The sequence below is a fragment of the Pseudoalteromonas sp. J2K-J031 genome (assembly GCF_058197095.2).
Genome location: NZ_CM200279.1, coordinates 3,293,974 through 3,307,298, shown reverse-complemented (window position 1 = coordinate 3,307,298; position 13,325 = coordinate 3,293,974). Strand labels below are relative to the sequence as shown.

The window sequence follows — 13,325 nt, the reverse complement described above, 5'->3', positions numbered from 1 at the left end:
TCTTGTGAAGTGGGCCGCTTTTGTCTAATATACGCGCCCTAACTACATTTGTTTAACAACGTATGGTGCCAGACTTCGGGTTTGGAGAGCGATACGGCCTTAACTGAGGTTTGCTATGAAAAAAGATATCCATCCTAAGTACGAAGTAATTGCTGCATCTTGTTCATGTGGTAACAAATTCGAAACTCGTTCTACTTTGTGTAAAGACATTCACTTAGACGTATGTTCTGAGTGTCACCCGTTCTACACTGGTAAGCAAAAAATTCTTGATACAGGTGGTCGTGTTGATCGCTTCAACAAGCGTTTTGGCGCACTTAGCAGCAAAAAATAATTTGTTGTTGATGTCCAAAAAAAAGCACCTAAGGGTGCTTTTTTTGTCTCTAAAATAAAGATTAACCAAGTTGAAACTCAATGCCTGCCGAGTTAATCAAAAACTCATCACCTACCTGCTTTGCTATTTCTGCCCATTGATAATAGGTGGTGCGGTTAATTTTAGCGGTTAAACCATGGTGTAATTGAAGGTATGGCAAAAGCTGTTGATTTGATTCGCGTAATAATAATGGGTGGCTTTGATTTAGTAAAAAAGTTCGCTCTAAATTATCAATGCAGCAAATAACATCGCCTTGCTCTGTTTGACTTAAATACCAATTAACAATCAAAAATGGCGCATCTTCGACTGAAATTTTCACCTTTTCGGCTGGTGTCTTTAAAAAATATTCGTCGTGTTCTTTTATCAGCACCTTGGCGAATAATTTAACGAGCCTCAAACGTGTGATTGGTGTGCCATGATAATGCCATGTGCCGTCTGCTTTAATTAAAATATCAATGTCACCACAATAAGGTGGATCCCAAGTATCGAGTGGTGGGATCTCACCTTCTAGTTGCAGGCTAAGTGCCGACAAATTCATTGCTAGTGTTTTTCAAGCGTTAATACAAATGAAACCGGAACTGCTTGGGCGATAGAAGGTAAAGTGGCTAACTCTTGAAGTTTATCAAGGCCTGCACTTAAGCCAAAATCAGCGGCATTGATAATAACAGGCATCATAGAGGCAACCGTTAATTCACCTGTCACACGATGAGTGAGTAATACCTCAGTGTTAATTACTTTACTGACGCCATGTAGATTAATGGTTGCGTCAATATTAAAGATGGCTGATTGGCCTTTTTTAGTTTTGGCTAAAACATCTTTTAAATCAGCTGTAAGCTTTAAGGTTGGAAATTGTTTTGTTTGAAACAAAAACTCTTGCATGCGCTCATTGCGAATAGGAATTAAGCTTTCAACGCTGGTTAAATCAATGTCCATTTCAAATGAGCCATCATCTTCAATTTCACCAGACACTTTTTTAAATGAATGCACTTCAGCAATGGTATTCTTTTTAACGGAAACGAAATTAACACGGCTGAGGTTGTTATCAATCTGCCAATGTGCAAATAATGGCATGCTAGAAATGCAAAGGGCTGAGCAGAGTAACGCTTTTAACATGATGCTAATAATCCAAAATTAAAAAATTCTAGCGCAGTTTAGCAGTTATTACGTCGTTACAAAATAACGATGAGATTAACAATTGATTATTTAATACGAGTGAGTAATGCAGGGGAGGAAATAAATGGGGCGATTGACGGGGATCGAACCCGCGACAACCGGAATCACAATCCGGGGCTCTACCAACTGAGCTACAACCGCCACAAACACCGTTTGGTGTGGCGCGCATAATACATAAAACTACTGACCTTGTGAAGACCTATGATAGTATTTTTTTGTTATTTTTTATAAAAGTCTTTTATTCGATGATTAAATATACATTTTGGACTGTTGCAGGCATGGTGGGTGTGTTTTTTGGCTTGATAGGTGTGTTTTTACCTTTACTACCAACCACACCTTTTATGTTGCTGGCTGCTTATTGTTTTTCGAAAGGCTCACCAAGATTGCATGGCTGGTTACTTGCGCATCCAATTTTTGGGCAGCTAATAACGCAGTGGCAAGAATATGGTGTGATCAATAAACAAGCGAAAAGGTATGCAATTATTGCATTGCTTGTTTGTATGCTAAGTATATTATTTTTATCTATTCATCTTGGGTTAAAGCTTGCAGTGTTACTTATCATGGTTTGTGTGATGGGGTTTATATATAGCCGACCTGAAGATAAAAATAGGGTAAATAAAATCAACCCAAAGGTTAAGAATTAATTAACTTTTTAATAACTCTGTAAATAAAGTTCAGATATAATAAATAGCTAAATTTACAAAACAAACTAGGAATATAAAAATGGATAAAGCGTTAGAATGGTTAACAAATAACTCTGATATGTTAATTCACTATGGAATACAAATAATATTAGCCATTATTATTTTTATTATTGGTAATAAAGTAGCTAAGTTCGTTAGTAAGTTAACCGCTAAAGGATTAGAAAAACGCAAAATAGATAAAGCGGTTGCGAGCTTCTTATCAAGTATTGTACATGCATTAGTTTTTGCTGCTGTTATTTTAATGGCGCTGTCACAACTAGGTATTCAAACAACGTCATTCGTGGCTATTTTAGGTGCTGCCGGTTTAGCCGTTGGTTTAGCGCTACAAGGATCACTCTCTAACTTTGCATCGGGTGTGCTTATTATTATTTTGCGCCCATTCAAAGCCGGTGATTATGTTGAAGCGGGTGGTAAAGCAGGTAGTGTGCAAAAAATCGAAATATTCTCTACTGAATTACGGACCCCAGATAACAAAGTTATTATTATGCCTAACTCTGCCATTATGGGCGGCCCAATTACAAACTTTTCTCGCGAAGCAACTCGTCGCATCGATTTAGTCATTGGTGTGAGTTACAGTGCTGATTTAAAACAAACTAAAGAAGTGCTTGAAAGCGTACTAAACGCTGAAAGTCGTATTTTAAAAGACCCTGCTTATACAGTTGCGGTATTAGAACTTGCAAGCTCAAGTGTTAATTTTGTGGTTCGCCCTTGGGTGAATAGTGGTGATTATTGGCCAACCTATTTTGCTTTAATGGAAAACATTAAAATTGCACTGGACGATGCGAATATTGTTATTCCGTTCCCACAAATGGATGTGCATTTACACAAAGACGCATAATCTAACCAATAGTATGTGAAGTAAAAGGTTTTTTAATGAAAAAGATATTATTAGCAACGGTTGTTTTAGTAACGCTTCAGGGCGAGGCTATTGCATCCGAAGAAAATAAAAATTGGCAAGTATCGAGTGAATTAGGTTTGATTCTGACCAGTGGTAATACTAAGACGAATACTTTTAAGGGCGCAATTACAGCCCAGCATACCCTAGAAGATTGGGTAAATGAGTATAAACTTGATGGCCTGTATGAAGAAGATGAAGTAACACTTGAAAGTGGCTTGAAAACGACGCAACGTACCAATGAAAAATATTTTGCTTCAGCCAAAGGTAGTTATAACATTTCTGATAAACATTCGAGCTTGTACTTATACGGTTCGCATTTATCTGATTCATTCGGTGCATATCGTACTGAGTCTGTAGCATCGCTAGGTTATGGTTCGCGCTTTTATCAAGAAAATAATATGACATTGGATGCAGAAGTCGGTCCGGGTTATAAATTTTTTAGTTATGCAGATAACAGTACCGCCGAAGATTCAAACGGAAATTCACTTGCTGGTGATAATGATGGTGAGATCATTGCGTTAGGTATGCTGAACTTCAAATGGCAAATTAGTGAAGGCGCCCGTTTTAGGCAAACAGTGCAAGTTGAATATGGTGAAACAAACACCAAAACACATTCAGAGACTGCTTTGTTAACTAAAATCAATGGCTCTATGCAAATGAAAGTTGGCTTTAACGTTACCCATAATAGCGATGTTGCTGACGATAAAGAAAATACAGATACAGAAACAGTACTGACCTTGGTTTACAATTTCTAAAGGCTCAAATTGTTATTATTTGTAAAGGGAGCAAATGCTCCCTTTTTTTTTATGGCTAAAGTCAGGTAGAATACGGCTCTTTGTTTAAATTTAAATTTTTTTAGAAGGGATTTGCGTGAAACTTTTAAGCTTAATATTTTCCGTGCTGATGTTATTTGGTATGGCCGAGGCTTCTGCCGCAACTCCAACCCCGCAACAATTAGAACAATTTAAAAAGCTACCAAAGGCGCAGCAAGCGATACTGGCAAAACAATATGGTATCGATGCGAATACGCTAAATAAAAAATCTCAAAAAAGCACCGATACAAATAATGGTGACGACATCTCAGTATTCCCTCGTCAAGAAGATGTTTTGTCTGAAGAGGATAAGCTAGAACTAAAATTTAAACCTAAAACACAAGAGCTTAAACCTTTTGGCTATGACTTGTTTGCTGGCGAGCCTATGTCATTTATGCCAAGTGAAATGTCGGCGATACCTGACAGTTATATTGTAGGGCGTGGTGATGAGTTTCAAATTAATTTATATGGTAAAGAAAATCAGCTTTATGACGTTGAAGTTGATCGTGAGGGGCGTTTAGCCATTCCTGACTTATCACCTGTACTCGTTGCTGGCCTTAGTTTTGCACAGGTAAAAGAGCTTATTACAGCAAAAATTTCGCAAGAAATTATCGGTGTAAAGGCTTTTGTATCTTTAGGGCGACTTCGTTCGATGCGCGTAATGGTTTTAGGTGAAGTATATAAACCAGGTGCTTATACGGTTTCGTCATTATCGTCGTTAAGTCATGCTTTATTTGTGGCTGGTGGTATTAGCGACATTGGATCACTTCGAAATATTCAATTAAAACGCGCAGGCCAAACAATCACTACCCTAGATTATTACGATTTACTTATCCACGGTGATAATAGTGACGATGTAATGCTTAAGCCTGGTGATGTGGTGTTTGTTCCTGCGGTAGGCAAGCAAGTGTCTATTTCAGGTTTGGTGAAGCGCCCAGCAATTTTTGAATTAAAACAAAATGAAACTGCTGACGATTTAATAAAAATGGCGGGAGGCTTTAAAGCTGAGGCTTTTCCACAAAAAACACTGGTTGAGCGTTTTAATGACAATAGTTTTAAGACTGTGTTAACGCTCGATTTTACACAAAAACCACTCGATTACACACCGCAAGATGGAGATGCTGTTAATGTGCTTGCATCCTCTAAAGAACTTGAAAATGTAGTTACATTGATAGGGGCTGTAGCCCATCCTGGTAACTATGCGTGGCAAGAAGGAGATACTGTTTCAAGTCTAATAGCCTCATTAAAAACAGACGTATTACCTATTGCCGATTTTGACTATTCTTTGATTGTTCGTGAAAAAAATATACGAGGTGACATAGAAGTTCTTCAGTTTTCGTTAACTGATCTGTACTCAGATGTCGGAGAAGACTTTATTTTAAAACCGAAAGATAGTGTGATTGTATTTAGTCGTTATGAGGATAAAAACGATGAAAAACGTGTATTATCTAAGATGGCTTACACTGAAGAACAGTTAGCAACACAGAATAGGGTTGAGCAGTGGCAACGATACGAAAATGAAAAGTTTCATCATTATATAGGGGCTTCATTTAATAAAAGTAATCAAGAAAATTATAAAGAGGGCAATTTAACAAAGTTATTAACAAATGAAGCAGGTAACTTAAAAGAATATTCACAGTTTAGTCGCCACTATCTATTAAAGCCTGTTATTTTAAAGTTACAGGGACAGTCATTCTCAGGAAGCGAGGCTGAGCTATATGCAATTAAAGGAAATGTCCGTTATCCTGGGGTTTATCCTTTGGTGAGTGAAGCTACTATAAATTCAGCGATAGATGCCGCTGGAGGTTTGCTGGAATCTGCATTTTTAGAGAATGTAGAAATTACTCGGTTTACTGAAAATAATAATGGAGTCGAACACCTCACTTTTAATATTTCAGAAGGTTTAGCAAGTGAAAAATATAAACTAACAAGCAAAGATTCGATTAATATTTTTTCATCACCAAGCTGGCAGGGGGATTTATCGGTTAAAATATTAGGGGAAGTTAAGTTTCCTGGGGTTTACTCTATCAAGCGTGGTGAGACACTTGAAAGTGTGCTTGCTCGAGCGGGCGGTTTTACTGAGTTTTCTGCACCAAAAGGTGCTATTTTTACCCGAGAGTCAATCAGAGAAAAAGAACAAGCCCAGTTAAATAAATTATCTAATGATTTGCGGCGCGACATTGCATCGCGAAGCTTTCAAAATTCAGTTACAGACTCCTCTCTTAATTATGACGATACTAACAAATTATTAGATGACTTAGCTAAAGTTGAAGCTTTGGGGCGTTTGATTATTGATATTGATGATATTTATACCGGTAATCAAACATTAGAGCTTGAAAATGGCGATGCGTTATATATCCCAGTTGTTCAAAATACAATTAGCGTGATTGGTGAAGTGAATGTAGCTACATCACACTTGTTTAATAAAGAAATGACGCTTGAAGCTTATATAGCAGCCAGTGGTGGTTATAAACAGCGAGCAGATCAAGAACGAGTTTATATTATTAAAGCGAATGGCTCTGTGCAGATGCCCAATGAAAGTAGTTGGTTTTCAATCAATAGCGGTACGTATTTAGCACCTGGCGATACCATAGTTGTACCTCTTGATGCAGAGCATGTGGATAAGCTGACCCTTTGGAGTACAGCCACACAGATTCTTTATCAGTTAGGTTTGGCAGCGGCTGCTATCTCAGCATTGTAGTAAATTATGTCTAATGGGCTTTGCAATATTCGTATTGCGAAGCACATTCATCAGTACTATTTAAAAAAATGGAATAAAAAATTAATGCAGTCAGTTGCAAATAAAATCAACGATGAAATCGAATTAACTCAATTAATATCCGCACTTTGGCGAGGCAAAATATTAATAGTTTTTTTGGTTATATTAAGCTCCGTTTTTAGTGTTTTTTACGCGTTATCTTTGCCTAATATTTATAAATCGACAGTGTTACTCACCGCTGCCGATGATACTCAAAACAGTGGTATGTCTAAATTAAATTCACAATTTGGTGGGTTAGCTGCAATGGCAGGTGTAAATTTAGGTTCTTCAGGTGTTGACAAATCTGCTCTTGCCCTCGAAATTATAAAAAGTCGCGCTTTTGTTGCTGATTTTATTGAAAATAATAATTTTAAACCTGTGATTATGGCTGCAGAAAGTTGGGATTTAGGTGCAAATAAAGTGTCATATAATTCGTCACTTTATAATGCTGAGTCAAATACTTGGGTAAGAGAGGCTCAGTTGCCGCGTTTACCTGAGCCGAGTGCGCAAGAAGTGCATGAAAAATTTATTAAAGAGCACCTATGGATACACTCAGATAAAAAATCGAACTTGGTTTCTATTTCTATCTTCCATGTATCACCTTATGTCGCCAAAGAGATTGCCGATAAGTTGGTGATTGCAATCAATGCCAAAATTAAGAAAGATGACATCGATGAAGCGAATAAAAGTATTGCATATCTGACATCCGCATTAAGTCAAACAGCTGTTGCTGATATGCAAAAAATATTTTATCAGCTTATTGAGCAGCAAGAACAAACTAAAATGTTGGCCAATGCGCGCGATCAATATGTATTTAAAGTGATTGACCCAGCTGTTGTTGCAGAGTTAAAAGATAGCCCTAAAAGAGCCTTTATTTGTATTGTTGGTGCAATTTTTGGTTTTGCGCTCGGTTGTAGCATGGTATTAGTTCGATTTTTTATTCAAAAAGATTAATTACTATGTTCACTTTAAACTACTTTAAAGGTGTTTTTTAATAACATACAGAGGCGCATTAAGTATTTTAGCCCAACTTAGTTTCTAATTTAGTGCACTAAGGTGCTGTTTTTACAATTTAATATTTAAGCCTTTAGATTTGTTTTTTTAATGGCCTGTATTACAATATTCACCACAATTGGAATTGTATTTGAAATCATGTTTACTGAAACATTAACTGTATTTTTTGCTTTTTTTGCATCTTATTTTGCAATACTCACCATTAAACCTTTGGCAATTAAGGTGGGTTTAGTCGACGTCCCTTCTGGGCGAAAAAAGCATATAGGCTCAATTCCTTTAATTGGTGGTTTATCCATTTTTGTTGCCGTATTGATGTCGGTACTGATGTTTTATCCTTTAGATAAATCGTTAGTCAGCTATTTAGTATGTGCTGGTGCCATTGTTGTATTAGGCGTGATAGATGATTACCGTCAGCTTGGTGTAAGAATAAGGCTTTGTATTCAAACCATTGTTGCTTTAGTGATGATGTGGGGTTCAGATGTTTATATTCACAATTTAGGTAACTTGTTTTATTTCGGTGCGATTGATTTAGCCTGGCTAGGTATTCCGTTTACCATAGTTTGCGTGATTGCAGCCATAAATGCGTTTAACATGATTGATGGTATCGACGGCCTTGCAGGATCGCTGAGTATCACAACACTTGTTTCAGTTTTTTTACTCATGATGTTTAGCGGTAACTTTTCATTAGCGGCATTACCTTTGATAATTATTGCGACAATAGTCCCTTACTTAGCCTTTAACTTAGGTGTAAAAGGGCATCGCAATCGTAAAATTTTTATGGGTGATGCAGGCTCAATGTTTATTGGCTTGAGCATTGTTTGGTTTTTAATGGTTGGTACGCAGGGTCATACCATCGCATTTAGGCCTGTTACCGCACTGTGGATTATTGCAATTCCTTTAATGGATATGCTGGCAATTATTATTCGCCGAGTTAAAAAGGGGCAATCACCTTTTATGGCCGATCGCGACCATCTGCATCATGTATTTATGCGCATTGGTTTTACATCACGCAGCGCCCTTTCTGTTATTGTAATGTTCTCAATGACCATGAGTTTAATTGGTATTATTGGCGAGTTATTAGCTGTTCCTGATGTGATTATGTTGGTGTTATTTGTTGCTGTATTTATTTGTTATTCAACTTGTATTCAACATTGCTGGAAAGTGGCGCGTTTTTTAAGGCGTCGCAAGAAAAAAGCGTAGCGCTATAAACAGCCAAAGGTTTCTCTTGTATTGAATCTTTGGCTTTTTTATTACGGTATCAAATCGCAAAAAAGTATTTCAATCAATCTTCTCCCATCGACAGTACCTTGCAATATTGTTAGTATCGACACCCATATTACATCCGTTAAACATAGAAATTATAAAAATTATGAAGCAAAGAAATTTAGCTCCTCAATCGGGTTTTACTATGATGGAACTACTGATTGTAATCGTTATTTTAGGCTTGTTGATGTCGCTTGTTGCGCCTAAGTTTTTTAATAAATTAAGTACAGCAGAGCGTGGCATTGCAGCAACGCAAATGTCAGCATTTGAAACTGCTTTAGATACTTATCGCTTAGACTTAGGTAAATACCCACAAAAATTAGAAGACTTACGAGCGGGCACCGAGCCTCGTTGGGATGGTCCATATTTACCAAAAGACATCCCACTTGACCCTTGGGGTAATCCTTATATCTATAAAATACCAGGTGAAGACGGCCGCCCATATAGCATCATGTCGTATGGTGCCGATGGTAAGCTTGGCGGCGAAGACAGCAACGCAGATATAGTTCACAATTGATGGATATGTCACAATTATTGCGTGATGAATTTTTTATCACGCAAGCAGACCTTGAGCGTGCGCTTAGTTTTCAACAGCGTTTTGGCGGTCGTTTAGAGCAAATATTGGTTAACATGGGTAGTTTGCCTGATGACCAAGTACCGCATTTCCTATCTCGTTATTTAGCTATTCCTTTATTCGACTTGTTTTTTTGGCAAGAACAACTATTGCCAAAAATTGCCGACGAAGACTTCAAACTGCTGTTATCTAAAAATTGGTTGCCGTTAAAAGTTGAAGGTAATAACTGGCAGTTTGCGTGTGTGTTTCCTTTAGAATTAACCATTAACGAATGGCTTAGCAAAAAAAATATTAATGCTGAATTATTTATCGCAACCGAATCTGATATTCAAAGCTTACTTAGCCAATATGAGCAACATACGGTAGAAGAAGATAACTCTGAATTTATAGGTGATGAAGACGATAGGCTACGTGAGCTTGCAACCGAAGCACCCACAGTTAACCTGCTTAACTCTTTAATATCGCGTGCTTTGCGCCAAGGCGCATCAGATATGCATCTTGAGCCTTATCAGGGGCGTTACCGCGTACGTTATCGTGTTGATGGGGTATTGCATGAAGTTGAGCGTTTAGCGCCAAAAATGCAGCTGCCAATCGTCACGCGTTTAAAGATTTTATCGGGGATGGACATCGCTGAAAAGCGCCGTCCACAAGATGGAAAAATTGAGATGAAAATCTCAAATCAAGAAATCGACATTCGTGTATCAGCACTCCCGCTTAACGATGGCGAATCCGTGGTAATGCGTTTTTTACGTAAAGACAATGTGCAATATGCAATGTCGGTACTCGGGTTATCGGCTGATATCGAAGCCATGATCCAGCGAGATATTCGCACCACAGCGGGTGTAGTGCTCTTAACCGGCCCGACTGGTTCAGGTAAAACCACCACACTGTATACTTTTTTAAATGCACTGAATAATGATGATGTAAAAATCATCACACTTGAAGATCCTGTTGAATATCAATTGCCAGGCATTAACCAAGTGCAAGTTAACAGCGACATTGGTTTTGACTTCTCTGCTGGCCTTCGAAGTATTGTCCGCCAAGATCCCGACATCATTATGCTTGGTGAAATTCGAGATAAAGAAACCGCCCAAATAGCCCTGCAATCAGCGTTAACAGGTCACTTAGTATTCTCAACTGTGCATACCAACGATGCTGCCAGCGCTTATACTCGTTTACTTGATTTAGGGGTAGAGGAATTTTTACTCAATGCTGCCTTAGTCTCGATAGTTGCACAGCGTTTGGCGCGTAAAATTTGCAGCCAATGCAGCGAACCACACCCGCAAGCGCAGCAATTAATCGAAAAATATGACTTACATGCATTTGCACATAAATTTGATTTAGGTGAAATTAATTTACGCAAAGGGGCCGGTTGCGATCATTGTTCTAATACCGGTTACAAAGGCCGTATGGCTGTCACTGAATACTTAGGCTGTGACGATGCAATTAAAGCAATGCCAAAAGATGCCGATTTTATCAACAAAGCCAAAGCGCATAACCAAACGTTAAATCGTCGTACATTACTTGAAGATGGTTTATACAAAGCAGTGCAAGGCTTAACGACCATTGACGAAGTCTTACGAGTTGCGGGTTAATGGCACTATTTAATTACAAAGCTTACGATAGTTCAGGTGCTAAAACCGATGGTCAAATTGAGGCCATCGACCAAGCTCATGCCCTCGAATTACTGAAAAAACAGGGTTTACTACCCTCAGAAATTAAACTCTATCAAGAGCCTGGCAAAAGCGTATTGAGTTTTGGTGATAAAGTAAATCTGGCCGATTTAGAGTTTTTAACCGCTGAGCTGAGTTTGTTATTAGAATCGGGCGTTAAAATTGACCGCGGTATCGACATCATTCGTAAAACTAAAGCAAAACCTGCACTGGCTAAATTACTCAATGAACTCAATCAGAGCATTAAAAAAGGCAATAATTTATCAGATGCGTGTCGTGAACACCCTGAAGTATTTGATGAACTTTATTGCAACCTAATTGAATTAGGTGAAGCGTCGGGTAATTTAAGTGAAATTTTTGCTGATTTAGCCAAAGATTTAAAATTTAAACGCGACTTACGTAGCAAAATCATTAGCTCACTAACATACCCAAGTGTTATTTTCTTTGTGTGTATTTTAAGTATTGTCTTTATTTTTAATTTTATTATTCCAAAAATGTCGAGCATGTTTGCCGACGCCAAAGACTTACCTTGGTACACCCAAATGATGCTCAGCAGTAGCGAGTGGATGATGCAGTATCAAGGCCTGCTTTTAATTGGCTTAATTGCTAGTGTATTTGGCATTATTGCCGCTGCAAAACGGCCTAAATTTTTGGCTTGGTGGCAAAATACGTCACTTAAACTGCCTGTAATCAAAACCGCGATTGTAACTATTGAGCGCATTCGCTTTAACAGCGGTTTAGCCATGATGGTAAAAGCCGGTGTACCCATTGATAAAGCATTGGGCCTCTCAGCTGGTAACATTAAAAACCATCAACTGCGCCGCGAAATGGAAATCGTAAAACAAAAAGTAAAGCGAGGCAGTGCCCTTACACCCGCCCTTAAACAAACCTCACTTTACCCTGATTTTTTTATATCATTACTTGAGGTTGGTGAAGAGTCGGGTAATTTAGAGCGAGTATTTAATGAAGTTGCAAACCGCTCACGCCAAGAATTTGAAAGCTGGACTACAAAAATGACTACCCTAATCGAACCGTTAATGATTTTATTTATGGGCGGCTTTGTGGGCAGTGTGGTTGTAGTTATGCTACTGAGTATGGTTTCTTTAAATGATGTCGGTTTTTAATGACTAGCTTAATTGCATGTTCAAGTGACCCCAAAGAGAATGGATTTACGCTTATTGAACTAACGATAGTAATGATTGTTGTTACATTATTGTTATCGATGGTTGGGCCTTTAGCCATTGAGCAAGTCGAAAAAGTTCAAGTGAAAAATGAGTTTAAAACGTTTCAACGGCTAATAAAAAATTTAAGTAATAAAGCATATTTAACTGGTAATTCATTCGATTTATTTTTAACAGAAAATAAGCTGTCTATTAAAAAAACTGATCCTTATGAGGAAATTATAATAGAATATAAGTATTTAGTTTTTGAAAACGAAAATCTAACCATTAATGCTAAAGGTTATATAGAACCTTATACATTAGATGTTTATTTAAATAATAGACAAGTACAAGTGAGTTTTTCAGAGTCGATTAATTTTGATTTTAATTTAAGCGAAAATAAATAATGTCGACACGTATTCAAGCGGGTTTTACATTAATTGAAATATTAATAGCCACAGTTATTATGTTTACTTCAATAACAATAGTCACTATTGGATATCGAGGGGCATTTATTAGTAGCGAAAAATCTAACCAACAAATCAAAGTAAGTCGAGTTGTTACTCTGATAATTGAAGAGGTTAGACTAAAAGTACGTGATATTCATTTAAATGAAGTGACGTTGAGCGGTTCAGGTGATGTATTCGAGATTAAATATTCTTGGACCGCAGAGCTAATTAAACATGAAGCTGCACCAAAAAAAATTAATGTTGATTCAGGTGGTTATATCACCCCCCCTTTGAAATATAAGTTATGGAATGTAACTTTAGATATGAATTATCTTTCTTTAAAAAAAACATATAAATATCAAGAGTTAAGTTGGTCAGATGCTTAGGGGAAAAAAGTCTATTGTTGGTTTTAGTCTTATAGAGTTGATGATCGTCATTACTATCTTGTCTTCTTTAATGCTTACTGGGACATATGTA

The 13,325-nt window shown here is 37.5% G+C and carries 14 protein-coding genes, 1 tRNA gene and 1 pseudogene; 13 read left to right on the top strand and 3 right to left on the bottom strand.

What is annotated here, in order from left to right; genetic code table 11:
• The first annotated feature begins 115 nt into the window (after positions 1–115).
• Entirely contained in the window at positions 116–331 is a 216-nt protein-coding gene (gene rpmE, locus AC3KZC_RS15125) for a 50S ribosomal protein L31 (protein ID WP_490577744.1), read from the top strand.
• A 61-nt stretch (positions 332–392) separates the two neighbouring features.
• Here the strand turns inward: rpmE and AC3KZC_RS15120 are convergent, their stop codons facing one another.
• From AC3KZC_RS15120 to AC3KZC_RS15110, 3 genes are all read right to left on the bottom strand, one after another.
• Positions 393–908: a DUF1285 domain-containing protein gene (locus AC3KZC_RS15120; RefSeq protein ID WP_490577743.1), complete on the bottom strand. Its 516-nt coding sequence runs from the start codon at positions 906–908 to the stop codon at positions 393–395.
• Between the two features lie 2 nt (positions 909–910).
• Complete coding sequence (locus tag AC3KZC_RS15115) at positions 911–1,483, bottom strand: YceI family protein (RefSeq protein WP_490577742.1); 573 nt, start codon at positions 1,481–1,483, stop codon at positions 911–913.
• Positions 1,484–1,608: 125 nt separating this feature from the next.
• Positions 1,609–1,684 (bottom strand) — tRNA-His (locus AC3KZC_RS15110).
• Positions 1,685–1,788: 104 nt separating this feature from the next.
• On the opposite strand from AC3KZC_RS15110, the gene AC3KZC_RS15105 reads away from it, so the two are divergent.
• The 12 genes and pseudogenes from AC3KZC_RS15105 to AC3KZC_RS15050 all read left to right on the top strand — a co-directional run.
• Positions 1,789–2,187 carry a YbaN family protein gene (locus AC3KZC_RS15105; RefSeq protein ID WP_490577741.1) on the top strand — a complete coding sequence of 133 codons (399 nt, stop codon included), beginning with the start codon at positions 1,789–1,791 and terminating at the stop codon, positions 2,185–2,187.
• 79 nt (positions 2,188–2,266) lie between these two features.
• The gene (locus AC3KZC_RS15100) at positions 2,267–3,085 is read left to right on the top strand and encodes a mechanosensitive ion channel family protein (RefSeq protein ID WP_490577740.1); all 819 of its coding nucleotides are present in this window, start codon (positions 2,267–2,269) and stop codon (positions 3,083–3,085) included.
• A gap of 35 nt (positions 3,086–3,120) precedes the next feature.
• Positions 3,121–3,900, top strand: coding sequence for a DUF481 domain-containing protein (locus tag AC3KZC_RS15095; protein WP_490577739.1), 780 nt, complete (start codon positions 3,121–3,123; stop codon positions 3,898–3,900).
• A 115-nt stretch (positions 3,901–4,015) separates the two neighbouring features.
• Positions 4,016–6,658 (top strand): SLBB domain-containing protein, encoded by a 2,643-nt coding sequence (locus AC3KZC_RS15090; protein WP_490577738.1) that lies wholly within the window; start codon positions 4,016–4,018, stop codon positions 6,656–6,658.
• A 6-nt stretch (positions 6,659–6,664) separates the two neighbouring features.
• Positions 6,665–7,669, top strand: a complete 1,005-nt coding sequence (locus AC3KZC_RS15085) for a Wzz/FepE/Etk N-terminal domain-containing protein (protein WP_490577737.1) — start codon at positions 6,665–6,667, stop codon at positions 7,667–7,669.
• A 150-nt stretch (positions 7,670–7,819) separates the two neighbouring features.
• Positions 7,820–8,929, top strand: coding sequence for a UDP-N-acetylglucosamine--undecaprenyl-phosphate N-acetylglucosaminephosphotransferase (wecA, locus tag AC3KZC_RS15080; protein WP_490577736.1), 1,110 nt, complete (start codon positions 7,820–7,822; stop codon positions 8,927–8,929).
• Between the two features lie 169 nt (positions 8,930–9,098).
• On the top strand, positions 9,099–9,509 hold the full coding sequence (gene gspG / locus AC3KZC_RS15075) for a type II secretion system major pseudopilin GspG (RefSeq protein ID WP_490577735.1): 411 nt from the start codon (positions 9,099–9,101) through the stop codon (positions 9,507–9,509).
• On the top strand, positions 9,509–11,161 hold the full coding sequence (locus AC3KZC_RS15070) for a GspE/PulE family protein (RefSeq protein ID WP_490577734.1): 1,653 nt from the start codon (positions 9,509–9,511) through the stop codon (positions 11,159–11,161). Before gspG ends, AC3KZC_RS15070 begins: the two co-directional genes overlap by 1 nt.
• A complete protein-coding gene (locus tag AC3KZC_RS15065) occupies positions 11,161–12,363 on the top strand; it encodes a type II secretion system F family protein (RefSeq protein WP_490577733.1) in 1,203 nt (400 codons plus the stop codon). Before AC3KZC_RS15070 ends, AC3KZC_RS15065 begins: the two co-directional genes overlap by 1 nt.
• Positions 12,363–12,806 (top strand): type II secretion system protein, encoded by a 444-nt coding sequence (locus AC3KZC_RS15060; RefSeq protein WP_490577732.1) that lies wholly within the window; start codon positions 12,363–12,365, stop codon positions 12,804–12,806. Before AC3KZC_RS15065 ends, AC3KZC_RS15060 begins: the two co-directional genes overlap by 1 nt.
• Entirely contained in the window at positions 12,806–13,234 is a 429-nt protein-coding gene (locus AC3KZC_RS15055; protein WP_490577731.1) for a PulJ/GspJ family protein, read from the top strand. Before AC3KZC_RS15060 ends, AC3KZC_RS15055 begins: the two co-directional genes overlap by 1 nt.
• Positions 13,227–13,310, top strand: a pseudogene (locus tag AC3KZC_RS15050) (prepilin-type N-terminal cleavage/methylation domain-containing protein); the annotation flags it as partial. The gene AC3KZC_RS15055 and the pseudogene AC3KZC_RS15050, both read left to right, overlap by 8 nt.
• Between the last annotated feature and the right edge of the window lie 15 nt (positions 13,311–13,325).